This window comes from Pseudomonas sp. TH04 (assembly GCF_016651355.1).
Lineage (GTDB): Bacteria > Pseudomonadota > Gammaproteobacteria > Pseudomonadales > Pseudomonadaceae > Aquipseudomonas > Aquipseudomonas fluorescens.
Map to the genome: position 1 here is coordinate 624582 of NZ_JAEKEA010000001.1, position 23959 is coordinate 648540.

20 protein-coding genes and 2 pseudogenes are annotated in these 23959 nt (G+C 62.5%); all 22 read left to right on the forward strand.

Annotation, left to right across the window (positions count from 1 at the left end):
- Positions 1 to 45: 45 nt before the first annotated feature.
- A pseudogene (locus JFT85_RS28635) lies at positions 46 to 1179 on the forward strand (HAMP domain-containing protein); the annotation flags it as partial.
- 342 nt (positions 1180 to 1521) lie between these two features.
- Positions 1522 to 2040: pseudogene (locus JFT85_RS28640) on the forward strand (methyl-accepting chemotaxis protein); the annotation flags it as partial.
- 94 nt (positions 2041 to 2134) lie between these two features.
- Positions 2135 to 2593, forward strand: coding sequence for an SRPBCC family protein (locus JFT85_RS02785; RefSeq protein WP_053255874.1), 459 nt, complete (start codon positions 2135 to 2137; stop codon positions 2591 to 2593).
- 82 nt (positions 2594 to 2675) lie between these two features.
- Positions 2676 to 3122 carry a DUF411 domain-containing protein gene (locus JFT85_RS02790; protein WP_053255873.1) on the forward strand — a complete coding sequence of 149 codons (447 nt, stop codon included), beginning with the start codon at positions 2676 to 2678 and terminating at the stop codon, positions 3120 to 3122.
- A gap of 3 nt (positions 3123 to 3125) precedes the next feature.
- A complete protein-coding gene (locus tag JFT85_RS02795; RefSeq protein WP_073637413.1) occupies positions 3126 to 3566 on the forward strand; it encodes a YqaA family protein in 441 nt (146 codons plus the stop codon).
- A 123-nt stretch (positions 3567 to 3689) separates the two neighbouring features.
- Positions 3690 to 4703, forward strand: coding sequence for an alpha/beta fold hydrolase (locus tag JFT85_RS02800; protein WP_201229136.1), 1014 nt, complete (start codon positions 3690 to 3692; stop codon positions 4701 to 4703).
- Between the two features lie 26 nt (positions 4704 to 4729).
- Positions 4730 to 5683: a D-2-hydroxyacid dehydrogenase family protein gene (locus JFT85_RS02805; RefSeq protein ID WP_201229138.1), complete on the forward strand. Its 954-nt coding sequence runs from the start codon at positions 4730 to 4732 to the stop codon at positions 5681 to 5683.
- 432 nt (positions 5684 to 6115) lie between these two features.
- The gene (glgA, locus tag JFT85_RS02810) at positions 6116 to 7672 is read left to right on the forward strand and encodes a glycogen synthase GlgA (RefSeq protein WP_078828405.1); all 1557 of its coding nucleotides are present in this window, start codon (positions 6116 to 6118) and stop codon (positions 7670 to 7672) included.
- 19 nt (positions 7673 to 7691) lie between these two features.
- The gene (treZ, locus tag JFT85_RS02815; RefSeq protein WP_201229140.1) at positions 7692 to 9437 is read left to right on the forward strand and encodes a malto-oligosyltrehalose trehalohydrolase; all 1746 of its coding nucleotides are present in this window, start codon (positions 7692 to 7694) and stop codon (positions 9435 to 9437) included.
- Positions 9434 to 11518, forward strand: a complete 2085-nt coding sequence (gene malQ, locus JFT85_RS02820) for a 4-alpha-glucanotransferase (protein WP_053255867.1) — start codon at positions 9434 to 9436, stop codon at positions 11516 to 11518. The genes treZ and malQ overlap by 4 nt, the downstream gene beginning before the upstream one ends.
- Positions 11515 to 14283, forward strand: coding sequence for a malto-oligosyltrehalose synthase (locus tag JFT85_RS02825; RefSeq protein WP_201229142.1), 2769 nt, complete (start codon positions 11515 to 11517; stop codon positions 14281 to 14283). Before malQ ends, JFT85_RS02825 begins: the two co-directional genes overlap by 4 nt.
- Positions 14284 to 14306: 23 nt before the next feature.
- On the forward strand, positions 14307 to 14576 hold the full coding sequence (locus JFT85_RS02830; protein ID WP_053255865.1) for a DUF2934 domain-containing protein: 270 nt from the start codon (positions 14307 to 14309) through the stop codon (positions 14574 to 14576).
- A gap of 131 nt (positions 14577 to 14707) precedes the next feature.
- Positions 14708 to 16864, forward strand: coding sequence for a glycogen debranching protein GlgX (gene glgX / locus JFT85_RS02835; RefSeq protein ID WP_053255864.1), 2157 nt, complete (start codon positions 14708 to 14710; stop codon positions 16862 to 16864).
- Between the two features lies 1 nt (position 16865).
- Positions 16866 to 17864: an acyl-CoA dehydrogenase family protein gene (locus JFT85_RS02840; RefSeq protein ID WP_073637407.1), complete on the forward strand. Its 999-nt coding sequence runs from the start codon at positions 16866 to 16868 to the stop codon at positions 17862 to 17864.
- A complete protein-coding gene (locus JFT85_RS02845; RefSeq protein ID WP_053255862.1) occupies positions 17861 to 18619 on the forward strand; it encodes a PIG-L deacetylase family protein in 759 nt (252 codons plus the stop codon). Before JFT85_RS02840 ends, JFT85_RS02845 begins: the two co-directional genes overlap by 4 nt.
- Positions 18616 to 19215 (forward strand): SAM-dependent methyltransferase, encoded by a 600-nt coding sequence (locus JFT85_RS02850; RefSeq protein ID WP_053255861.1) that lies wholly within the window; start codon positions 18616 to 18618, stop codon positions 19213 to 19215. The genes JFT85_RS02845 and JFT85_RS02850 overlap by 4 nt, the downstream gene beginning before the upstream one ends.
- Complete coding sequence (locus tag JFT85_RS02855) at positions 19212 to 19871, forward strand: glycosyltransferase (RefSeq protein WP_053255860.1); 660 nt, start codon at positions 19212 to 19214, stop codon at positions 19869 to 19871. The genes JFT85_RS02850 and JFT85_RS02855 overlap by 4 nt, the downstream gene beginning before the upstream one ends.
- 188 nt (positions 19872 to 20059) lie before the next feature.
- Positions 20060 to 20821 (forward strand): PIG-L deacetylase family protein, encoded by a 762-nt coding sequence (locus tag JFT85_RS02860; RefSeq protein WP_053255859.1) that lies wholly within the window; start codon positions 20060 to 20062, stop codon positions 20819 to 20821.
- Positions 20822 to 21127: 306 nt separating this feature from the next.
- Complete coding sequence (locus tag JFT85_RS02865; RefSeq protein ID WP_201229143.1) at positions 21128 to 21748, forward strand: LysE family translocator; 621 nt, start codon at positions 21128 to 21130, stop codon at positions 21746 to 21748.
- A 30-nt stretch (positions 21749 to 21778) separates the two neighbouring features.
- Positions 21779 to 22171 carry an ester cyclase gene (locus JFT85_RS02870; RefSeq protein WP_201229145.1) on the forward strand — a complete coding sequence of 131 codons (393 nt, stop codon included), beginning with the start codon at positions 21779 to 21781 and terminating at the stop codon, positions 22169 to 22171.
- A gap of 19 nt (positions 22172 to 22190) precedes the next feature.
- A complete protein-coding gene (locus tag JFT85_RS02875) occupies positions 22191 to 22673 on the forward strand; it encodes a VOC family protein (RefSeq protein ID WP_078828408.1) in 483 nt (160 codons plus the stop codon).
- 104 nt (positions 22674 to 22777) lie between these two features.
- A complete protein-coding gene (locus JFT85_RS02880; RefSeq protein ID WP_201229147.1) occupies positions 22778 to 23755 on the forward strand; it encodes an alpha/beta hydrolase in 978 nt (325 codons plus the stop codon).
- Positions 23756 to 23959: the final 204 nt, after the last annotated feature.

The following is a 23959-nucleotide window of genomic DNA, read 5'->3' on the forward strand; positions in this document are numbered from 1 at the left end:
CTAACAAAGCCGCGTCGATAATAAACGCTTCGTAAGGACGACCTCATGCCCCCAATTCGCTCCATTCAAACCCGCTATACCCTGTTTCTGGTGCTGTTCGTCCTGGTGCTATTGGTGCTGACGGTGGTGGGTATCGGCCAGTTGGTGGCCCCCAAGCTACGGCTAACTGAAGAGCAGGTGGTGCTCAACCGCGTCGCTGAGGTGGCCGAACAGATCAAGGGCGAGCTGAACAAGGTCCAGGCCCAGCAACGCAGCATCACCCAAACCATCCCTCTGCTCGACAGCGATGCCATCGACAAAGTCCTGCCCGGCCTGGTGGACCAGTACGGCGAGCTGAAAGTATTCGGCGGCGGCATCTGGCCGCTGCCTAACCAACGTACGCCAGGGCGCAACAAGCACAGCACGTTCTGGCACCGCGATGCTTCGGGCAAGCTGGCCGTCAATACCTTCTGGAACAGCGACGCCGCGCCTAATTACTACGACCAGAGCTGGTACAAAGGCGGCCTCGCCTCGCCGCGCGGGCAATGCGCCTGGGCCGCCGCCTATAAAGACGATGCCAGCCAGGAGCCGCGTACCAATTGCGCCATGGCGATCCAGCGTGACGGCGCCGCGTATGGCGTCGCCACCATCGACGTGACACTGGGGTTCTTCAATGACCTGGTGGCCAACAAAGAGAAAGACATCGGTGGGCAGATGCTGATCGTTGAAGGCGACGGCAAGATCATCAGCAACAGTTCACGCATCAACAGCCCGGTGGTGTTGAAGAACATCAGCGAACTGGCCGGCACCTCGGCGTTTGCCGCTCAGGTCAGCAAAGCCCTCGCTCATCGCGACCAGGGGCTTCAACGCGCTGAGTTCGACAACCAGGGCGTGGCCAGCACCTTCTACCTGCGGGCGATCGAAGGCACCCCTTGGTTCCTCGCCACCGCCTTGCCGACGGCGCTGATCACGGCCCAGCGCGATGACGTGCTCGGCAGCCTGGCCATGCTGCAAATTCCCATGGTGCTCCTGCTGGTGCTGCTGGCGTTCTTTGCAATCCGCCAACTGGTGCAGCGCATGAAGACGCTGAAAACCAATATCGACGCGCTGTCTGCCGGCGATGCCGACCTGACGCGCCGCATTACCATTCGTGCCGAAGATGAACTGGGCGCCATCGGCCACTCGGTGAACCACTTTATCGTCTACTTGCAGAACATGATTGGTGAAGTCACCCAGGCCACGGGGGCCATGTCTTCGGGCCTTGAGCAACTGCAAAAAACCTCGGCGCACACCAACCAGATCCTGGTACGCCACGCCTCGGAGACCGACCAGACCGTCACCGCCATCACCGAAATGAGCTCGACCGCCGACACCGTTGCGCAAAACGCGGCGGAAACCGCCTCGTTCACCCAGCGCGCCAACGAGCACGCCGACCGCTCTCGCGTGGTTGTCGGCGAAGCGTCCAGCAGCGTCAGTGCCCTGATCGGCGAAGTCGCCAGCGCGACCCACACCGTTGAAAACATGCGCCAGGATGCTGCGCGTATCACCGAAACCCTTGGCGTCATCGGCGCGATTGCCGGCCAGACCAACCTGTTGGCACTCAACGCCGCGATTGAGGCTGCCCGCGCCGGCGAGCAAGGCCGCGGTTTTGCGGTGGTGGCCGACGAGGTCCGGGCGCTGGCCGCACGTACCCAGGCCAGCACCTCACAGATCAACGAGATGCTGGCACGCCTGACGACCGGGGTAAGTTCGTCGGTGGCCGCCATGGAAAACACCCAGGCCAGTTGCCAATCGGCGGCGGATGCTACGGCGCGGGTCAACACCGGGCTTGACGAAATGGCGGGGTCGGTCAGCCATATCAACAACCTCAGCACCCAGATCGCCACGGCCGCCGAGCAGCAAAGCGCGGTGACCGAGGAGATCAACCGCAGCATGGTGCAGATCCGACATATGGTCGACGAGTTGGTGGAAAGCGGCCATGCCACTGAAACCAATACGCAAAGCCTGTTGAATGCGAATGGCCGGGTGATTGCGCTGATGAGTCGCTTTAAAGTCCGTTGATCAATTGCCTCAGTACTCCCGTGCAAAGCGCGGGAGTCGGACTATTCTGACAGCTGCGATAGGGTGCCAATACTCGCCACACAGGAGGTGTGTCATGCACGCTGCTGAGCCTTCGGTCCGCTTGGAACAGATCAGTCAGGAATGCTTTATTCAGGCGCCTCCCGAGGTCGTCTACGACTATGTGACCCAGCCTGATCGCTGGCACGAATGGCACCCCTCTTCCCTCAGTGCCGACACCGGCACCACCGGTTCGCTTGCGGTCGGCGCGCGCTTTAGCGAAATCATCGACTTGCTCGGCGTGCGCGTCCCCATGAGTTATCGCGTGCAGGTAGCCTGCCGCCCCAGTGAATTCAAAACCGTCTTCACCTCCCTGGCCGTCGACGGCACCATTCACTATGTCTTACAGGCTGACAGCGGCGGCACCCGGTTCAAGCGCGTGTTGACCTACGAGACCGAGTTGCAGCTTGCCACCTTGCATGAACGCATGGTCGCCCTGTCAGCCATTGCGCTGGACCAGCTCAAACATCGGTTGGAAAACACTGCCTTCGTATAATTTTGAAACATTACAACCGCGTCCTGCTGGAAAAAGCAGGGAGAATGCCCGGCTTATTGCCCTGCATTCAGTGAGACATCCCATGAAAACCACCTTGCGCCTGGCCCTGCTTTCAGCCCTGTTCACCACCACCCTGGCGCAGGCCGCCGACCTGATTGCCATTGACGTCCATCGCGACGCCAACTGCGGCTGCTGCAAGAAGTGGATCAGCCACCTGGAAAGCAACGGGTTCAAGGTCAATGACCATGTGGAAGCCGACATGAGCGCCGTCAAGCAGCGCTTGGGCGTAGCGCCGCGCCTGGGCTCGTGCCATACCGCGGTGATCGACGGCAAGTTCGTCGAAGGCCACGTGCCCGCCGAGCAGGTACTGGCCCTGCGCAAGCGCGACGACTTGCTGGGGATTGCCGCGCCAGGCATGCCCATGGGTTCGCCGGGCATGGAAATGGACGGCATGAGCGATGCCTATCAAGTCATCGGCCTGACCCGGGAAGGTCAAGACGTGGTGGTGGCCGACTACCCGGCCCGTTGATTGATGCTCGCCGGTTACCTGGGGCTATTTTTCGCCGCCTTCGGTGCGGCCACGCTGCTGCCAATGCAATCGGAGGCGGTGCTGGTGGGCCTCTTGATCAGCGGGCATTACAGTGTGTGGGGGCTGCTGTGCATCGCCACCGTCGGCAATGTACTCGGCTCGGTGGTCAATTGGTGGCTGGGGCGCTCGGTTGAGCGTTTCCAGACGCGGCGCTGGTTTCCGGTCAGCCCACGGCACCTGGAAAAGGCCCGCGTGCATTACCAGCGCTGGGGGCATTGGTCGTTGTTGCTCAGTTGGGTGCCCATCATCGGTGACCCGCTGACCCTGGTGGCCGGGGTCATGCGCGAGCCCTTCTGGCGCTTCCTGCTGTTGGTTACCGTTGCAAAAGGCGCCCGCTACAGCGTGCTGGCCCTGCTGACGGTGAACCACCTGGCAGCCGCATAACCCGGCTTGAATGCCTCTGACGGATCGCTGGCGCAGCGCCGGCCTATCTCGCTGCGCTGCGTTAATCCTCGCTTAATCCCCTCGCCACAGCATCCGGACACTGTTGTTTTCGGAGCCTGACCCATGACGCTGATCCGTTCACTGTGCGCTGCCGGCCTGCTGCTGGGCAGCGCCCTTCCCGCCTTCGCGGCCAGCGAAAGTCCCGCCTACGGCCCTGAACTGCAAGGGTTTCAATACCCCTACCCGGTCGAACACTTCACCTTCGAGTCCCAAGGCAAACCGTTGCAGATGGGTTACATGGATGTGCCCGCCGAGGGCAAGGCCAACGGGCGCACGGTGGTGTTGATGCACGGCAAAAACTTCTGTGCGGCCAGCTGGGACGCGTCGATAAAAGCCCTCAGCGCCGACGGTTATCGGGTGATTGCGCCGGACCAGATCGGCTTTTGCACCTCCAGCAAGCCGGATCATTACCAATACAGTTTCCAGCAATTGGCGATCAACACCCACCAACTGCTTGAACATCTCGGCATTCAAAAGGCCACCCTCGTCGGCCACTCCACCGGTGGCATGCTCGCCACCCGTTACGCGCTGCTCTATCCGGCGCAAACCGAGCAACTGGGGCTCGTTAACCCCATTGGCCTGGAAGACTGGAAAGCCTTGGGCGTGCCCTACCGCAGCGTCGACCAATGGTATGCGCGCGAGCTTAAACTCAGTGCCGACGGCATTCGCCAATATGAGCTCAACACCTATTACGTCGGGCGCTGGAAGCCTGAATACGAGCGCTGGGTGGAGATGCTCGCCGGCTTGAATAAGGGGCCGGGGCATACCCAGGTCGCCTGGAACTCGGCGTTGATTTACGACATGATCTTCACCCAGCCGGTGTACTACGAGTTCAAGGATTTGCAGATGCCCACCCTGCTGCTGATCGGCACGGCCGACACCACCGCCATCGGCAGCGATATCGCACCGCCTGCGGTCAAGGCCAGGCTCGGTCACTATGACGTGCTCGGCAAACAGGTGGCCAAACTGATCCCCCACGCCACCCTGGTGGAATTCCCCGGCCTGGGGCATGCGCCACAGATGGAAGAACCGGCGCGGTTTCACCAAGCGCTGTTACAGGGCTTGAATGCCCTTTAATCCAACCTTTTTCGAGGCACGCGTGAATGTCGGTACAGATCGCAGTCATTGATGATTGGCAAAATGTGGCCAGTGGCGTGGTGGATTGGTCGCTGCTGGCGCCCGTCGGCGACGTGCATTTTCTTCACGACTACCCGGCGGATACCGCCACGATGGTCGAGCGTTTGAAGGGGTTCGAGGTGATTTGCGTCATGCGCGAGCGCTCCACCTTCGATAAGGCCCTGCTGCAAGGCCTGCCGAATCTGCAATTACTGGTGACTGGCGGGATGCGCAACGCCGCCATCGACATCCCTGCCGCTAAGGCCCTGGGTATCCAGGTCTGCGGCACTGATAGCTATAAACACGCGGCCCCGGAACTGACCTGGGCGTTGATCATGGCCTCTACCCGCAACCTGCTGGCCGAAGCCAACTCGCTACGAGAGGATGGCTGGCAGGTTGGCCTGGGGGGTGATCTGTATGGCAAAACCCTGGGCGTGCTCGGGCTGGGCAGCATTGGCCAGAAGGTCGCGAAATTTGCCCAGGTATTTGGCATGCGGGTGATTGCCTGGAGTGAAAACCTCACCCCTGAACGTGCGGCCGAGTCAGGCGTGACCTGGGTGAGCAAGCGTGAACTGTTTGAGCAGGCGGATATCCTCACCGTGCACCTGGTACTCAGCGACCGCAGCCGTGGCCTGGTGGATGCCCAGGCACTGAGCTGGATGAAACCGTGCGCGCGCCTGGTGAATACAGCGCGCGGGCCGATTGTGGATGAACAGGCGCTGGTGCAGGCGCTGCAAGCCGGTCGATTGGCAGGGGCCGCTCTGGACGTATATGGCGAAGAGCCGCTACCGGCCGAGCATCCGTTCCGGCGCTTGCCGAATGTGCTGGCGACGCCCCATGTCGGGTATGTAAGCGAGCAGAATTATCGGCAGTTCTATCAGCAGATGATCGAGGATATTCAGGCGTGGGCAAACGGCGCGCCCATTCGCGTGCTGGGCTGACGCACCAATCAGGTGCACACGCACCCCTATGGAGAGGGCCCTGCTCCTCTCCACACCCATCGCGCTGAGCCCCTGAATCAGCGCAGGCTGGCAAACTTGCCTATCGTTACAAGTTTTTTGTCCTACAAAATCCCCACATAAACCGTACAGCTTCTTGGATCTGGCCTAGACTCATGACCGATGGGTCCGTTCCAAAACAAAAACCCCGCAAAAAATCGAAACTTTCCAACTCTGCCGTAGGTCCAGTTTTTAAGGGAGGCGAGTGCACGCGGCTCACGCCAAATGCCCGTCCATCCAATCTTTTTTAGCAATCAGTGCAACTGGCATACGCCTTGCCAGTTTGTACAGTGCTTGTGCGCCTGGCCGCAGGATGTGGCCAATCGGAGCCGATGGCAGCGGGCCATTAGCCGACCAAATATGTGGGAGAGAACTATGATCAGTGCCGCTGTAGATACTCAGGGAGAGCGTTTTAGTCAGGTGGCAGGGGGACCGACTACGTTGGCCGACCTGCCCAATACTGTGCGGCCGATCGTGAGTCAGAACCCTAATCGCAAGAAAGTCCTGTTTGTGACCTCGGAATTTGCCGACCTGGTGAAAACCGGCGGCCTGGGCGACGTGTCCGCCGCCCTGCCCCGCGCCATGGCCCACTTGCATGATGTGCGGGTATTGATTCCGGGCTATCCGCAGGTAATGGAAAGTGACAACCCGATCCATATCATTGGCGAGCTGGGCGGCCACGCGGCGCTGCCGCCCTGCAAGATCGGGCGCATGGACCTCAAGGACGGTCTGGTCATCTACGTGTTGATCTGCCCTGAGCTCTATGAGCGTGAAGGTACGCCCTACGGCGCCAATAACGGCCGTGACTGGCCGGACAACCATATCCGCTTCGCCCGCCTGGGCCTGGCCGCCGCTGACATCGCCGCCAACCTGGCGCAGATCCACTGGTGCCCTGACCTGGTGCATGCCCACGACTGGCCTGCCGGGCTGGCGCCCGCCTATATGCACTGGCGCGGGTCGCGTACGCCAACGCTGTTCACTATTCACAACCTCGCCTATCAAGGTGTGGTCAGCCTGGCCTCCACGCCTGAGCTGGGTATTCCGCCGCATGCCCTGCAACAGGAAGGCATGGAGTTCTACGGCAAAATGTCATTCCTCAAGGCGGGCATGGCGTACTCCAGCCACATCACCACCGTGAGCGCGACCTACGCCCAGGAAATCACCACCCCGGAATTCGGCTGTGGCCTGGATGGTTTCCTGGCCAGCAAGACCCAGCAAGGTCTGCTCAGTGGCATTCCCAATGGTATCGATGAAAGCTGGGAAACCTCGACCGACACGCACCTGACCCATAACTTCAATATCGGTGACTGGGCAGGCAAAGGCATTAACGCCGCCCACGTGCGTGAACTGTTCGGCCTGGCCGACTCTACCGGTCCACTGTTCGCCGTGGTCTCACGCCTGGTGTATCAAAAAGGCCTGGACCTCACCGAAGCGGTCAGCAGCTTTATTGTCGAGAACGGTGGCCAAATCGCGATTATCGGCCGCGGCGAACCGGAAGAAGAGCAAGCCATGCGCGAACTGGCCTTGCGCTTCCCCGGCCAGGTCGGCGTGCGTATTGGCTTCAACGAAACCGATGCACGGCGCATGTTTGCCGGCAGCGACTTCCTGCTGATGCCGTCGCGCTATGAACCGTGCGGCCTGAGCCAGATGTACGCGCAACGCTTCGGCTCATTGCCGGTGGCGCGCAATACCGGCGGCCTGGCAGACACCATCGAGAATGGCGTCACCGGGTTCCTGTTCAATGAATCCACGGCGCAAAGCTACGAAGAAGCGTTGAGCCGCGCGTTCAGGGTATTTGCCAACAAAGGCCTGCTCAATGCCATGCGCAGCCGCGCCATGACTCAACCTTTCAACTGGTGCCAGGCGGTAGAACCCTACGCCGAACTGTACGAACAGCTTGTCGCCAAGGCGCTGGGGAAATCGGCTAAATAATCAAGGGAGGGCTTCATAGATGCCGTCACGGAATCTGGAAACCTGGCCCCACGGCGCAATCATGTTGGACGCGCAACACACGCGTTTTGCCTTGTGGGCGCCAGACGCGTTTTATGTCAGCGTTGAATTGGAAGACGGCAAGTCCATCGCCATGCTGCCCCAGGCAGATGGCTGGTTTGAAGTGGAGGTGAAGTGCCCGGCGGGCACTCACTACCGCTATAACATCGACGGCGAAACCGATGTACCCGACCCGGCATCCAGGGCGCAAGCCGACGATGTGCATGGTTGGAGCGTCGTCGTCGACCCGCTCGCCTATCAATGGCGACACCCTAACTGGCAAGGCCGCCCCTGGCATGAGGCGGTGATTTACGAGCTGCACGTTGGCGTACTGGGCGGGTACGCCGCTGTTGAACAGCAACTGCCGCGCCTCGCCGAACTGGGCGTGACCGCGATTGAATTGATGCCCTTGGCGCAATTCCCCGGCGAGCGCAACTGGGGCTACGACGGGGTTCTGCCCTACGCGCCGCATTCTTCCTACGGCTCCCCCGAACAGCTCAAGGCCCTGATCGACAGCGCTCACGAGCATGGCCTGGCCGTGATCCTCGATGTGGTCTACAACCACTTCGGCCCCGATGGCAATTACCTGGGCCAATACGCCAAAGGCTTCTTCCAGGAAGCGGTGCACACGCCCTGGGGCGCCGGGATTGATTTCGATCGCCGTGAGGTGCGCGACTTCTTCCTCGACAACGCGTTGATGTGGCTGTTGGAATACCGCTTTGATGGCCTGCGCCTGGATGCGGTGCACGCCATCGACAATCCGGGGTTCCTCAAGCAATTGGCACACCGCGTGCGCCAGCAGGTGGATACCGGCCGCCATGTCTGGCTGGTCCTGGAAAACGAACTCAACCAGGCCAGCCTGTTAAAGCACGATTTCAATGCGCAATGGAACGATGACTTTCATAACGTCCTGCACGTATTGCTGACCGGCGAAACCGACGCCTACTACAGCGACTTCGCCGCAAACCCGACCGACAAACTGGCGCGCTGCCTGGGCGAAGGGTTCATCTACCAAGGCCACACCACGCGCCATGGCCATGAGCGCGGCGAACCGAGTGGTGACCTGCCACCGAGCGCCTTCGTGGCGTTTTTGCAGAACCACGACCAGATCGGCAACCGCGCCTTGGGCGAACGTCTGCACCAGCTGTGCTCGCCCCAGGCGCTTAAGGCGGCGACCACCTTGCTGCTCATGTCGCCGATGATCCCCCTGATGTTCATGGGCGATGAAACCAACGCCAGCGAACCCTTTCTGTTTTTCACCGACCACCATGGCGAACTCGCGCAAGCGGTACGCGAAGGCCGGCGCAACGAGTTTGCCGACTTCGCCGCGTTTGCCGATCCGCAACGCCGCGAACGCATACCCGATCCGAATGCGCTGCCGACCTTTCGGCAATCGGCGCCCACGTTTACCGAGAACGCGCACGCCCAGCTCTACCGCCAGCTGCTGAGCCTGCGCCACCAGCATATCGTGCCGCACTTGCCGGGCAGCGTTCCCCTCGGCGCACAGGTGCTGGCTGAAGGCGCCGTGACGGCGCGTTGGCGCCTGGGTAACGGCAGCGTATTGCAAATTGACTTGAACCTCAGTGCCACACCGCTGGATCACCCCGCGCCGCACCACCTGTTATTCGAAACGCATGCTGCTGATGGGGCGCACCTGTCGCCGTTCAGCGCACGCGTCGCCTTATCCCCTGTTGGAGAGCACCCTTGAGCGAAGCGAAACTGGAAATTCTCGCCAGCCGTGCGGGCCTGGCCGTCGATTGGATCGATGCAAACGGCCGCCTGCAACATGTCAAACCCGCTGCCCTGCGTGCCGTTCTCAAAGGCCTGGGCCACCCGGCCGATACCGACGCCGAGATCGATGCCAGCCTGCTGGAACTGGAGCGGGTGCAACAAGACAAACACTTGCCGCCGCTGCTGACCGTCGACACCGGCGATGGCCTGGATCTGGCGCGCTACTTCGCCCCGGACACGCCCTGCCGCGTGAGCCTGGAGAACGGCGAAACGCTGGAGCTGCGCCTGGATGGCAACGCGGTACTGCCCGGGGTCATCGCGCTCGGCTACCACCAGGTGCATATCGACGACCAGACCTTCACCCTGGCCGTAGCCCCCACCCATTGCTACAGCGTGGCGCAAGCCACGGACAGCGAACCTGCCCGCGCCTGGGGCCTGAGTGCCCAACTGTATTCGCTGCGCCGCCTGGGCGATGGCGGCTTCGGTGACACGCTGGCCCTGGAACACCTGGCACGCAGTGCCGCCGAACGCGGCGCCGATGCCTTGGCAATCAGCCCGATGCACGCGATGTTCAGTGCCGACACAGGGCGCTACAGCCCGTATTCACCGTCCAGCCGGCTGTTCCTGAACAGCCTGTATGCATCGCCCGCCTGCATTCTCGGCGAACGCGAAGTGCGCAACGCCATAGAGGCCTGCGGTCTGGCCGATGAGCTGCACACACTCGAACAACACACCCTGATCGACTGGCCCACCGCCGCCAAAGCCAAGCAACAGCTGTTGCGCGCCTTGTATGAAGATTTCCGTCACGGTGAGCACCCACAACACGCCGACTTCCTGAGCTTTCGACAGGCAGGCGGCGAAGCCCTGGAAAACCACTGTCGCTTCGAGGCCGTGCAGGCCGCTCGCGCCGCCGCCGGGGAAGACCTCGACTGGCGGCACTGGCCCGACGCATGGCGCACCCCGCAAAGCCCGGCGCTGGCACAGTTCGCCGAGGAAAACCGCGATGAGATCGGCTATTTCGCCTTCGGCCAATGGCTGATCGCCCGCTGCCTGGAGCGCGCCCAACAAGCCGCCCGTGGCAGCGGCATGGGCGTCGGGTTGATCGCCGACCTGGCGGTTGGCGCGGACGGCGGCGGCAGTCAGGCCTGGAGCCGTCAGGATGAGCTGCTGGCCGGCCTGACGGTTGGCGCGCCACCGGACATCCTCAACCGCGCCGGACAAGGTTGGGGCATCTCCGCGTTTTCCCCGGAAGGCCTCAAACGCAACGGCTTTCGCGCTTTTATCGAAATGCTGCGAGCCAACTTCGCCCACGCCGGCGGGTTGCGTATCGACCATGTCATGGGCCTGCAACGCCTGTGGGTGATTCCGATGGACGCTTCGCCGCGTGAAGGCGCGTACCTGTATTACCCGATCGACGACCTGCTGCGGCTGCTGGCATTGGAGTCGCAACGTCACAAGGCGATTGTGCTGGGCGAGGACCTCGGCACCGTGCCCGATGGCCTGCGCGAAAAACTCATCGGCCGTTCGATTCTGGGCATGCGCGTGTTGCTCTTCGAACAAGGCCACGACGGCCAATTCAAACCCATCCTTGACTGGCCGGACAACGCCCTGGCAACCACCAGCACCCACGACTTGCCGACGCTCAATGGCTGGTGGCACAGCCGTGATATCGAATGGAACATCCAGTTGGGCCTGATCGATGCGCCGACCGTGGAGCAATGGAGCGAACACCGCCTGCGCGAACGCCAGGCACTGCGCCAGGCCTTGAGCCAGGACCCGCAGAACTTTGTCGATGAAATTCGCAATGACACGGACCACATGATTGACGCCAGCGTGCGTTACCTGGGCCACACCCGTGCGCCGCTGGTGCTGCTGCCGTTGGAGGACGCCCTGGGCGTCGAAGAACAAGCCAACCTGCCTGGCACACTTGATACGCACCCTAATTGGCGACGTCGCCTGCCGGGTGAAGCGGCAAGCCTGCTCGACAATGCAGGCGCTGCCCGCCGCCTCGAACTGCTGGCCGTCGCGCGTAACCAAGCCCGTGAGCGTGACCGATGAAAGCCTTACCCCTGCGCGCCACCCAGCGCCTGCAATTTCATAAAGACTTCACCCTCGATGATGCGGTGCCGTTGGTGCCCTACTTCGCCCAATTGGGCATCAGTCATTTGTACGCCTCACCGCTGCTCGCCGCCCGCGCCGGCTCCATGCACGGCTACGACGTGGTCGACCCGACCACCGTCAACCCCGAGCTGGGCGGCGAACCCGCTTTGCGCCGTCTGATCGCCGCGCTGCGTGAGCACGACATGGGGCTGATCCTCGACATCGTCTCCAACCATATGGCCGTCGGTGGCGCGGATAACCCCTGGTGGCTGGACCTGCTGGAGTGGGGCCGCTTAAGCCCCTACAGCGAATTCTTCGATATCCAGTGGCATTCGCCTGACCCGCTGCTCAAAGGCCAACTGCTGATGCCATTTCTTGGCAGCGACTACGGCGAAGCCTTGCAAACCGGGACCCTGACGCTGCATTTCGACGCCGCGCACGGTGCGTTCTACGTTGAGCATTACGAACACCGTTTCCCCATCTGCCCTCGCGATTACGCGGTAATTCTGGGCACCGATGCATTGCTCAAGCCGCTGTCCGACCGCTTCAATGCCCTCGCCTATCAAGACGACGCCTACGCCGAAGCGGCGTGGCTCAAGCAGGCGCTGGCCGAACGCGCCACCGCGGACGAGGTGCTGCACGCCATCGAGCACAGACTCAGCGAATTCGACGGGCGCCAGCCTGACGGCTTTGAGCGCTTGCACCAACTGCTTGAGCAACAGGCCTACCGCTTGGCCAGTTGGCGCACTGCGGCGGACGACATCAACTGGCGGCGCTTCTTCGACGTCAACGAGCTGGGCGGGTTGCGGGTCGAACGCAGCGCCGTGTTCGAAGCCACCCATGGCAAGATTTTCCAGCTGATCAGCGAGGGCCTGGTGGATGGCCTGCGCATCGACCATATCGACGGGCTGGCCGACCCACGCGGTTATTGCCGCAAGTTGCGCCGTCGCGTGGATTCGCTGTCACCCGAGCGGCACTTGCCGATCTTCGTCGAAAAAATCCTCGGCGAAGGCGAGACCCTGCGCGAAGACTGGCAAGTGGACGGCACCACCGGCTACGAGTTCATGAATCAACTGTCGTTGCTGCAACATGCGCCCGAGGGCTTCGGCCCCCTTGCCGACTTATGGACCCGCCACAGCGAACGGCCCTCGGCGTTTATCGAAGAGGCCTGGCTCGCGCGCCAGCAAATCCTCAATGGCTCGCTGGCCGGTGACTTTGAAAGCGTGGCCCAGGCCCTGCTGCAGGTAGCCCGCGATGATGTGATGACCCGCGACCTGACCCTGGGCGCGATCCGCCGCGCGTTGCAGGCGCTGATCGTGCACTTCCCGGTGTACCGCACCTACATCAGTGCCCGCGGCCGCAGCGAGCGTGACGATGTGTTTTTCCTGCAGGCACTGGCCGGTGCCCGAAGCACCTTGAGCGAAGCTGACTGGCCGGTGCTCGATCACTTGGAAAAATGGCTCGGCGGCCAGCCTTGGCGCCAGCGCCCGGTGGGCCGTGAGCGCAAGATCCTCAAGCATGCCTGCGTGCGTTTCCAGCAACTGACCTCACCTGCCGCCGCCAAGGCCGTGGAAGACACCGCGTTCTATCGCTCGGCGGTGCTGCTGTCGCGCAATGATGTGGGCTTCAGCACCGAGCAGTTCAGCGCGCCGGTGGACGAGTTCCACGCCGTCAACCAGCAACGTTTGCAGACGTTCCCGGACAACTTGCTGGCCACCGCCACCCACGACCACAAGCGCGGCGAAGACACCCGTGCGCGTCTGGCGGTACTCAGCGAATGTGCGCCGTGGTACGTCGAGCAGGTCGAGCACTGGCGCACCCTCGCGGCGAAATTGCGCGACGACGCCCAAAGCCCTTCGACCGGCGATGAACTCATCCTCTACCAAGTGCTACTGGGCAGTTGGCCGCTGGACCTCGACCTTGACGTTGAGGACTACCAGCAACGCCTCTGGCAATGGCAGCAAAAAGCCTTGCGCGAAGCCAAGTTGCAAAGCAGCTGGAGTGCGCCCAACGAGGCCTATGAACAGGCCGTCGAAGCGTTTCTGTCGCGGCTATTGCTCAGCGAGGAAGGCCACGCACTGCGTACCGCCCTCGCTACCGCCGCCCAGGCCATCGCCGCGGCCGGTGCCGTGAACAGTCTGGCGCAGTCCTTGCTTCGCCTCACCGTGCCGGGTGTGCCGGACCTGTACCAGGGTGATGAGTTCTGGGACTTCAGCCTGGTGGACCCGGACAACCGGCGCCCGGTGGATTTCAACGCACGGCAACGCGCGCTGAACACACCACCGGACATCGGCGAACTGTTGTTCAACTGGCGCGACGGGCGTATCAAACAAGCGCTGATTGCCCAGGTGTTGGCCCTGCGCAAGGCCGACCCCGAGATCTTTCGGCACGGCCGTTACACGCCACTGGAAGTCATCGGCAAACACGCGGACCACGTCGTCGCGTTCTGTCGCGAGCATCAAGGCAAACAGCTGCTGGTGGTGGTGCCACGTTGGTCCCATCGCCTGCTGGAAAATAGGCCTGAAAAGGGTCCGCAGCCCCACGTCAATGCGCAGGTTTGGGGCGATACGCGGGTGAAATTACCATTCGCCGCCACGACACAAAACTGGAAGGGACTTTTTCATACAGGCGCAGTCACACCAAACAAGGAGCTGTTGATCAGCACTGCGCTGGGGGATTTCCCGGTCAATGTCTTTATCAATCCTGATGATCAAGAAAGCTGAAATTTTCTGTGAGGAGCATTGTGATGAGTACTGAAGACAAACGCATTCGCGAGTTAGCGCATCAGATCTGGGAGTCTGAAGGCAAACCCCATGGGGAGGACGCGCGTCATTGGGAAATGGCCCGCAAGCTGGCCGAAGCCGAAGCGCTGACGCCGAGCAAGCCCAAGCCCGCCGCCAAACCGAAAACCGCCCCCAAGCCTGCGCCAAAACCCAAGCCTGCGGCCCCGGCCGCCGGCAAACCGGCGCCCCCGGCGGCTAAAAAGCCGGCAGCACCGAAGAAGCCCAAGCCTTAAGCCACTTTGTCTAATGAGCCTCCTTCCGCGTTGTCGGCGGGAGGTCATTTTCACTTTCCACTGCGTCAGCTGAACGATCGTCGGCACGGTCGCGCTCGGCCCGAAAAAAGACCCTTTGCAGGAGCAACTCAATGAGCAAGCCCGACAACACCCAACCGACGCCGGAAAACGAGCCGTCGCGGATTCGTGAAGGTTTGCCCTTCCCCCTCGGCGCCACCTGGGACGGCTTGGGCGTTAACTTCGCGCTGTTCTCGGCCCACGCCACGAAAGTCGAACTGTGCCTGTTCGACGACACTGGCGAAGTGGAACTGGAACGCATCGAACTGCCCGAATACACCGACGAGACCTTTCATGGCTACTTGCCCGACGCCCATCCTGGGCTGATTTACGGCTACCGCGTGTACGGTGCTTACGACCCGGCCAACGGCCACCGCTTCAACCACAACAAATTGCTGATCGACCCCTATGCCAAACAGCTGGTGGGCGAACTCAAATGGTCCGAAGCCTTGTTCGGCTACACCATCGGCCACCCGGACGACGACCTCAGTTTCGACGAACGCGACAGCGCGCCCTTCGTGCCCAAGTGCAAAGTCATCGACCCGGCGCACACCTGGGGCAACGACCAGCCGGTACGCGTGCCATGGGACCGCACGATCATCTATGAAACCCACTTGCGCGGCATCAGCATGCGTCACCCTTCGGTGGGCGAGTCGGTGCGTGGCACCTGCGCCGGGCTGATGGAAGAGGACGTGCTCAAGCATATCCGCCAGCTGGGCGTATCGTCGGTGGAACTGCTGCCGGTGCATGCATTCGTCAACGACCAGCACCTGCTGCAAAAAGGCATGACCAACTATTGGGGCTATAACAGCATCGCCTTCTTCGCGCCGGACCCACGCTACCTGGCCAGCGGCAAAATCGCCGAGTTCAAGGAAATGGTCGCGCACCTGCACGAAGCCAAGCTGGAGGTGATCCTCGACGTGGTCTACAACCACACCGCCGAGGGCAACGAACGCGGCCCGACCCTGTCAATGCGCGGCATCGACAACGCTTCGTACTACCGGCTGATGCCTGACGACAAGCGCTTCTACATCAACGACTCCGGCACCGGCAATACCCTGGACTTGAGCCACCCGTGCGTACTGCAGATGGTCACCGACTCCCTGCGTTACTGGGCCACCGAGATGCACGTCGACGGTTTCCGCTTTGACCTGGCGACAATTCTCGGCCGCTACCGCGACGGCTTCGACGAGCGCCACAGCTTCCTCGTGGCCTGCCGCCAGGACCCGGTGCTGCGCCAGCTGAAAATGATCGCCGAGCCCTGGGACTGCGGCCCCGGCGGCTATCAAGTGGGGAATTTCCCGCCAGGTTGGGTGGAGTGGAACGACCGCTTCCGCGACACCGTGCGCGCCTTCTGGAAAGGTGATGACGGCCAGTTGGCGGACTTCGCCGGGCGCATGACCGCCTCCGGGGAAATGTTCAACCATCGCGGGCGCCGGCCTTACAGCTCGGTGAACTTCATCACCGCCCACGACGGTTTCACCCTGCACGACCTGGTGTCGTACAACGACAAACACAACGAAGCCAACGACGAGGACAACCAGGACGGCAGCAACAACAACCTGTCCTGGAACCATGGCGTCGAAGGCCCCACCGACGACCCGGAGATCAACGCACTGCGCCTGCGCCAGATGCGTAACTTCTTCGCCACCCTGCTGTTGGCCCAAGGCACGCCGATGCTGGTGGCCGGCGACGAATTCGCACGCACCCAGCACGGCAACAACAATGCCTATTGCCAGGACAGCGAGATCGGCTGGGTCAACTGGGATTTGGACGACGACGGCAAGGCGCTGCTCAAGTTTGTAAAACGCCTGATCAAGTTGCGCATGGCCTATCCGATCCTGCGTCGCGGCCGCTTCCTCGTGGGTGATTACAACGAAGATATCGGCGTCAAGGATGTCACCTGGCTCGCGCCGGATGGCAACGAGATGAGCACTGAACAATGGGAAGACAGCCACGGTCGCTGCCTGGGTATGTTGATGGATGGCCGCGCCCAGGAAACCGGGATTCGTCGCCCGGGTGGCGATGCGACCTTGCTGCTGGTGGTCAATGCCCACCACGACATGGTGAATTTCCGCCTGCCGCCAGTGCCTGAGGGCGAGTTCTGGACCTGCATGCTCGATACCAACGACACGGCGGTGCGTGGCCAGGAACGCTTTGATTTCGAACACGAGTACGCTGTCACTGGGCGCTCACTGTTGCTGTTCGAACTGCAGCACGACGAGGTGTGAAATGGCCCTGCATGGATTCCTTCAAGGCAACCGCAGCTATGCGAATACGCAGGCGCTGGGGGCTGCCCTGAGGGCGCTTCAGGAGGAAGGCCTGGACCAACTGCCATTGCCTGGCAGCGGCCAGACGTTGGAGCGCTTCAGCCGGCTGGCACAGGTGGCAGGGCATGACCTGCGCCTGTGCAAGCTGTTCGAAGGCCACACCGATGCGTTGGCGATCATCGCGGAACTCAACAGCCCCTTGCCGCCCCTGGGCAGCGTCTGGGGCATGTGGGCCGCCGAGCCACCCACCGCCAAGGTTCACGTGCACCGTGACGGCCATCGGCTAATTGTCGACGGGCGTAAAGCCTGGTGTTCCGGCGCGGCCGTGGTCAGCCATGGCTTATTGACGGCCTGGGACGAAGACGATCATCAGCAACTGGTCGCGGTAGAAATGGACCAGCCTGGCGTGAAGGTGACGGACGAAGGGTGGAGCGCGGTCGGTATGGCGGCGACCGCCAGCGTCGAAATCGTCTTCGACTCGGCACGCGGCATCGCAGTCGGCGGCCCGGGCGATTACTTGTCGCGCCCGGGCTTCTGGCAGGGTGGCGTCGGCATCGCGGCGTGCTGGTATGGCGGCGCCCAACGCTTGGCCGAGGTGCTGCGCGAGCAATGCAGCAAGCGGCCCGAACCGCATGCCCTCGCCCATTTGGGCGCGGTCGACAGCCTGCTCAACAGTGCGGCCTGTGTGCTGCGTGATGCCGCTGAGCAGATCGACCGCGAACCTCGGGCGAATGCTCGGCCGCTGGCCCAACAGGCACGCGCCTGCATCGAAGATACCGTCGAGCAGGTGATCCGCCATGTGGGGCGCGCGGTCGGTGCGGGGCCGTATTGCAAAGACGCGCACTTCGCGCAGTTGATGGCGGACTTGCCGGTCTATGTGCGCCAGAGCCACGCCGAACGTGACCTGGCCGCCTTGGGCGAGCTGGTGCTCGAACAACCTACAGGGAGGTGGCTGTTGTGAAACCCAACCCGATCGTCGGCCAGGGTACGCCGCTGCATCAGTGGCAAGCCTCCTCTCATATGGCCGAGCTGCCACACATCAGCATTGAACAGTTGGTGCCCGCAGGGCATCGCGCTGTGATCATCGCCCCGCACCCGGACGACGAAGTGCTCGGCTGTGGTGGCTTGCTGCAGGGTTTGGCGGCGCTGGGCCGGCCGCTGCAGTTGATTTCCGTGACCGACGGCAGCGCCAGCCATCCTGGCTCCACCCGTTGGCCGGTGGCGCGTCTGGGCGTGATACGCCCGCAGGAATCGGCGCAGGCCCTGCACCGCCTGGGCGTGCCGCTGCACAGTTTAATCTGGCTGCGCGCGGGGTTCACCGACAGCAAGGTGGCGGAACGAGAAGAGGCGCTGAGTGCGTTTATCCAACGCTACCTCAAGCCCACCGATGTGGTGTTCACCACTTGGCGCGAAGACGGTCACTGCGACCATGAAGCCGTCGGCCGGGCCAGTGCAAAGGCCGCCCTCGCGGTGGGCGCAACCCTCTACGAGTTGCCGGTCTGGACCTGGCACTGGGCAACCCCCGAGGACAGCCAGGTGCCATGGCACCGTGCCCGCAAACTGCTGCTGACGCCCGAAGCGGTGGCGCGCAAGCGGCACGCGATTCACGCCTTTGCCAGCCAGTTGGAGGGTGACCCGCAAATCGGTCTTGCGCCGGTGCTGGCGCCCTATGTAGTGGAGCGCTTGCTGCAACCTTTTGAAGTGGTGTTTGTATGAGTGTGGCCACGCCGTATTTTGATCAACTGTTCGCGGGCAATGACGACCCCTGGGCCTTTCGCCACCGCTGGTACGAGCAACGCAAACGCGCGCTGACCGGCGCGCTGCTGACCCGCCCCCGCTATGCCTCGATTTTTGAACCCGGTTGCGCCAACGGCGAACTGAGTGCCGAGTTAGCGCTACGTTGTGAGCGCCTGGTGTGCTGCGACACCGCCGCTGCCGCCGTCGCGCTGGCGAAAACCCGCTTGCTGGAGTTCCCCCACGCCCAGGTCTACCAGGGCCGCCTGCCCGACCAATGGCCGACAGGCCGGTTCGAACTCATCGTGCTGAGCGAGCTGTGCTACTACCTCGACGCCGATGACTTGCACCGTCTGATTGACTGCGTCCTCGCTTCACTGACGGACAACGGGCAGTTGCTCGCCTGTCACTGGCGACCCATGATCGAGGGCTGCCCGCACACCGCCGAACAGGTACATGCGGTACTGCAACAGCGACTGGACATGCCCCACGTCGTGCACCATCACGAAAGTGATTTCCTACTCGACCTGTGGAGCCGTGACGGCACCTCGGTCGCCAGCCATGAGGGCTTGCGATGATCGGCATTCTGATCCCGGTACATAACGAAGAAGCGTTGCTGGCCGAGTGCCTCAACGCCGCAATGATTGCTGCAAGCCACCCCGGATTACTCGGTGAACCCGTGCAGATCCTCGCGGTGCTCGACAGCTGCAGCGATGGCAGTGCGGCGATTGCCCAGGCGTATCCGGTGCAGTGCCTGCCGGTACACGCGCGCAATGTCGGGCACGCGCGTGGGGTGGGTGCGCGGCATTTACTCAATCAAGGCGTGCGCTGGATTTCGTGTACGGACGCCGATAGCCGTGTCGCCCCCGACTGGTTGGTGGCGCAATTGGCGCTGGGCACCGACGCGGTGTGTGGCACCGTGACCGTCGACGCCTGGAGCCAGGGCTTCGGCCCTGCGGCGCAAATTCGCTACCACCAGGCCTATGAGGCTCGCGACGGCCATCGCCATATCCACGGTGCCAACCTGGGTATCAGTGCGGGCGCCTATGTGCAGTCCGGTGGCTTCGAGCCGCTGGCCTGCCACGAAGATGTGCAACTGGTGCGCAACCTGGAGCGGTGCGGCGCATCCATCGCTTGGAGCCACACGCCGCAGGTCACTACCAGCGCGCGCCTGGACTGCCGTGCCCAAGGCGGTTTTGGCGATTATTTGAAAAGCCTGATGCAGGCCACTTGAAAAAATCGACATTGCACGATGTAAAAGCGCCGAATCCTTGTCTATGCTGAAACCGCCTTGCTGCCATCCAGGGTTGGATGGCCGCCGTTCACCGCAGCGGAGCCTGCGGTGAAACAAGACAGCTGATTATAAGAAGTCGTCTCCGCAGAGGGCACGACCCAGCATCAATCCACAAGGACGTACTACTCATGAAGCCTGCCTCCTTAAGCGAGGGCCGTCGCGGCCCTGCGCAAATCTGGAACAGTGCGCCCCAGCTGGCGCAAATCCCCGCCATCAACCCTTCTTCACTGGTGCCCCGCGGGGCGCGAGTGGTGGTTATCGCCCCCCATCCGGGTGACGAGGTATTGGCCTGCGGGGGCTTGCTGCAACTGCTCAGCACCCTTGAATACCCCCTGCTGTTGATCTCCATCACTGATGGCAGCGCCAGCCATCCAGGCTCTAACCTGTGGCCGGCGAGCCGCCTGAGCGTGATTCGCCCGCAGGAAAGCGCCGAGGCACTGCGGCGCCTGGGGATGCCGTTACACAGCCTGAAGTGGATTCGTGGCGGCTTTTGTGACAACGCCCTCGGCGTCCGCGAGCAGCCACTGAGCCAGTTTATTGCGCGCTACCTGCAACCCAGTGATGTGGTCTTCACCACCTGGCGCCACGACGGCAACGATGACCATGACGCCGTTGGCCGCGCCAGTGCCAAAGCCTGCACACTGACCGGCGCGCGCCTGTACGAGCTGCCGGTCTGGGCGTGGCACTGGCCGGCGCGCGAAGGCTCGGTGATCCCTTGGCAACGCGCGCGTAAAATTCGCCTGGACACCTGGAGCGTCGCCCGCAAACTGCACGCCGCCCATGCGTATGCCAGCCAATTGGACGGCGACCCGGAAATCGGGCTGGCGCCGATACTCGCCCAGGATTTGCTGGAGCGCATGCGCGAGCCTTACGAAATCGTGTTCACCTGAGTGAGGCCTAGGTATCGCACTGTGAGTGATGGTGAGTGCCCACGCCTATGCCGGTTGCGGCAACATCGCTGACAGCCACCAACGCGCGTATTGCGAAGCCAAAACCAGTGCCCAAAGCTGTAGCAACATTCGCGACAGCACCTAGCGCAACGCCTGCGAGGCGATGAAGCGCTGATCGCAGCCCACGCGGGGCCCGCCGCACTTGCTCGGCGCGGGCCCCGCGGCACTGAATGCCTCGGTTGTTATCACGCCTGCCCTTCTCTTACGCTTGTGAGCACCTCAACCCGAGTCGCTATCGGAGCACACATGGACTTTGCCACCCTCTGCCTCTTCCTCCCGGCCTGCTTTGCCCTGAACATGGCGCCCGGACCGAACAATTTGCTGTCCGTCAGCAACGCCACGCGCTATGGCTATCGCACCTCTTGCCTCGCCGGCATTGGCCGCTTGCTGGCCTTCGCGGGCATGATCGCCCTCGCCTCAGCCGGCCTGGCGGTGGTACTGCAAACCTCGGAGCTGTTGTTTTACGCGCTCAAGATATTGGGGGCGGCGTACCTGTTTTATCTGGCGTTGCAGTTGTGGCGGGCTAATCCGGCGGCGCAGCCTGAAGCGGCTACGGCCAAGGTGGGATTGTGCGCACTGGCGCGTCAAGAGTTTCTGGTGGCGGCGGGCAACCCGAAAGCCATCCTGATCTTCACTGCGTTCCTCCCGCAGTTCGTGGTGCCCGGCCAACCGATCACGCCACAGTTCGCACTGCTGGGCGCGATGTTCCTGATGCTCGAATGGATCGCCATCAGCGCCTACGCCTATATGGGCCTGCACATGCGCCGTTGGTTCGCCGAGCCACGTGGCCAGCGGGTGTTCAATCGCTGCTGTGCGGGGCTGTTGTCGGCAGCAGCAACGGTGTTGTTAATGGCACGCCGGGCCTGAGCCGTATCGCCTATTACGGAGTGCGCATTGATGACCAAAACCGAACTCGCCAACTTCTACCAGGGCTACATCGCTTGCCTGAACCGTGAGGACTGGGATCGGCTGGGCCACTTCGTCCATCCGGATGTCATCTACAACGCCCGCCCGATCGGCCTCGCCGGTTACCGCGCCATGCTGGAACGGGATTTCCGTGAAATCCCCGACCTGGTGTTTCGTATCCAACTGTCGCTCGCCGACCCGCCCACCCTCGCCAGCCGCTTGAATTTCAGGGTCAGCCCCAGGGGTGAGTTTTTCGGGCTGCCGATCAATGGCAGGACGGTGAGCTTCGATGAGAACGTATTCTATGAATGCGTCGACGGCAAAATCGCGCACGTCTGGTCAGTGATCGATAAGGCTTCGATTCAGCAGCAGCTAGCTGGATAACACACCGTGGAGACCCAAAATGAACAACAAAAATACGCTGTGCCTGTGGTTCAACGGCACCGCGCTGGAAGCCGCGACGTTCTATGCCCAGACCTTCCCGGACAGCGCCGTGAAGGCAGTACACCATGCCCCTGGCGACTATCCCAACGGTAAACAAGGCGACGTGTTGACCGTCGAATTCACGGTCCTGGGCATCCCCTGCCTGGGCCTGAACGGTGGGCCGGCGTTTCCCCACACTCAGGCGTTTTCATTCCAGGTGGCGACAGATGACCAAACGGAAACCGACCGCTATTGGCACGCCATTATCCAAAACGGCGGCCAGGCCAGTGCCTGCGGCTGGTGCCAGGACAAGTGGGGTTTGTCCTGGCAGATAACGCCGCGCGTGCTGAGCGCTGCGGTGACCCATCCCGACCCGGCGACGGCCAAGCGTGCGTTTGACGCGATGATGACCATGAGCAAAATCGACATTGCCGCCATCGAGGCCGCCGTGGCCGGGCGCTGAAGGCCTGCAAAGATCGCGGGTGGGCGCGGGCTTGAGCGCTCCCACAGACATCGGCGTTCTGGCATCCTTACCGCCCCAAGTCGTCAAACGCGAGCGGTAGGCCCATGAACCACGGCGTCAAACTTGAAGCACGCACTGTCCCGGTCCCGCAGTCGATCAGCCCTGAAGCCCAAGCGACCCTGCAAAGCCTGGTTGGCGCGGACGGCGTGCCGCTCAACGCGCTGCACGCCATGCCCGCGCCCGACGACCACGACGGCTGGCGCCGCCTGCAAGCCGCCGTTGCCGAGCACTACGCCAGTGTCAACGCCGGGCAGGCGGCCGCCCTGCGCGCCAGCCTGCACACCATCACCGTAGAAAATGCCACTGTGCACGTGGCCACACCGGCGACTGAGAGTGAGTTTGCCTACATCGACCTGCACGGCGGCGCGCTGGTCTTCGGTGGCGGGGAAAACTGCCGCATCGCCGCAGGCAAGCAGGCCGATTTGCACAACATGCTCTGCTACGGCATCGATTACCGCATGCCACCCGAGCATCCTTACCCGGCCGCGCTGGATGACTGCATGGCCACCTACCGGCATGTGCTGCAGCACCACGCCGCAGAACACATCGTGATTGGCGGGCGTTCGGCCGGCGGCAACCTTGCGGCGGCCCTGGTGTTGCGCGCCCGTGATGAAGGTTTGCCACTCCCGGCGGCGCTGGTGCTGCTGTCACCGGAGGTGGACCTGACCGAGTCCGGTGACAGTTTCCAGGTCAACCGGACCGTCGACGTGATACTGCCCAACCCGTTGATGGGCACCAACCTGCTATACGCCAACGGCGCCGACCTGACTCACCCGTACCTGTCGCCACTGTTTGGCGATTTTGCACCCGGCTTCCCGCCGACCTTCCTGCAAAGCGGCACGCGGGACCTGTTCCTGTCCAACACCGTGCGCCTGCACCGCGCCTTGCGCCAGGCGCGGGTGCCGGCGGTGCTGCATGTGTTCGAGGCGATGCCCCATGGCGGTTTCATGGGCGCGCCGGAAGATGCGGAGTTGGCCGCCGAGGTCGCAGAATTTGTGCGGACGCAGCTGCAGCGGGGTTGACACATTCAGTCACACGCCCTGAAGATGGAGGCCTTATTCAGGGTGTGTTACCTCATGTCCGCATCGTCTTTCGCTAACGTTTCCGTCATTGGCTTGATTGCCAAGGCGCAAGCGTACGTTGCGCACACCCTCAAATCGAAGAAACAGTCGCTCATGTGACCGGGGCGCGCTGTCCCGTCAGATGAGCTGACTGGACATTGAGCG

Excerpts from the sequence above, each read along its gene's own strand:
- JFT85_RS02800 (WP_201229136.1), top strand. The coding sequence starts at position 3,690 with ATGACGCTGATCCGTTCACTGTGCGCTGCCGGCCTGCTGCTGGGCAGC.
- JFT85_RS02855 (WP_053255860.1), top strand. The coding sequence starts at position 19,212 with ATGATCGGCATTCTGATCCCGGTACATAACGAAGAAGCGTTGCTGGCC.
- glgX (WP_053255864.1), top strand. The coding sequence starts at position 14,708 with ATGAGCAAGCCCGACAACACCCAACCGACGCCGGAAAACGAGCCGTCG.
- treZ (WP_201229140.1), top strand. The coding sequence starts at position 7,692 with ATGCCGTCACGGAATCTGGAAACCTGGCCCCACGGCGCAATCATGTTG.
- JFT85_RS02825 (WP_201229142.1), top strand. The coding sequence starts at position 11,515 with ATGAAAGCCTTACCCCTGCGCGCCACCCAGCGCCTGCAATTTCATAAA.
- JFT85_RS02865 (WP_201229143.1), top strand. The coding sequence starts at position 21,128 with ATGGACTTTGCCACCCTCTGCCTCTTCCTCCCGGCCTGCTTTGCCCTG.
- JFT85_RS02830 (WP_053255865.1), top strand. The coding sequence starts at position 14,307 with ATGAGTACTGAAGACAAACGCATTCGCGAGTTAGCGCATCAGATCTGG.
- JFT85_RS02860 (WP_053255859.1), top strand. The coding sequence starts at position 20,060 with ATGAAGCCTGCCTCCTTAAGCGAGGGCCGTCGCGGCCCTGCGCAAATC.
- JFT85_RS02785 (WP_053255874.1), top strand. The coding sequence starts at position 2,135 with ATGCACGCTGCTGAGCCTTCGGTCCGCTTGGAACAGATCAGTCAGGAA.
- JFT85_RS02805 (WP_201229138.1), top strand. The coding sequence starts at position 4,730 with ATGTCGGTACAGATCGCAGTCATTGATGATTGGCAAAATGTGGCCAGT.
- JFT85_RS02850 (WP_053255861.1), top strand. The coding sequence starts at position 18,616 with ATGAGTGTGGCCACGCCGTATTTTGATCAACTGTTCGCGGGCAATGAC.
- glgA (WP_078828405.1), top strand. The coding sequence starts at position 6,116 with ATGATCAGTGCCGCTGTAGATACTCAGGGAGAGCGTTTTAGTCAGGTG.
- JFT85_RS02875 (WP_078828408.1), top strand. The coding sequence starts at position 22,191 with ATGAACAACAAAAATACGCTGTGCCTGTGGTTCAACGGCACCGCGCTG.
- JFT85_RS02880 (WP_201229147.1), top strand. The coding sequence starts at position 22,778 with ATGAACCACGGCGTCAAACTTGAAGCACGCACTGTCCCGGTCCCGCAG.
- JFT85_RS02870 (WP_201229145.1), top strand. The coding sequence starts at position 21,779 with ATGACCAAAACCGAACTCGCCAACTTCTACCAGGGCTACATCGCTTGC.
- JFT85_RS02790 (WP_053255873.1), top strand. The coding sequence starts at position 2,676 with ATGAAAACCACCTTGCGCCTGGCCCTGCTTTCAGCCCTGTTCACCACC.
- JFT85_RS02840 (WP_073637407.1), top strand. The coding sequence starts at position 16,866 with ATGGCCCTGCATGGATTCCTTCAAGGCAACCGCAGCTATGCGAATACG.
- JFT85_RS02795 (WP_073637413.1), top strand. The coding sequence starts at position 3,126 with ATGCTCGCCGGTTACCTGGGGCTATTTTTCGCCGCCTTCGGTGCGGCC.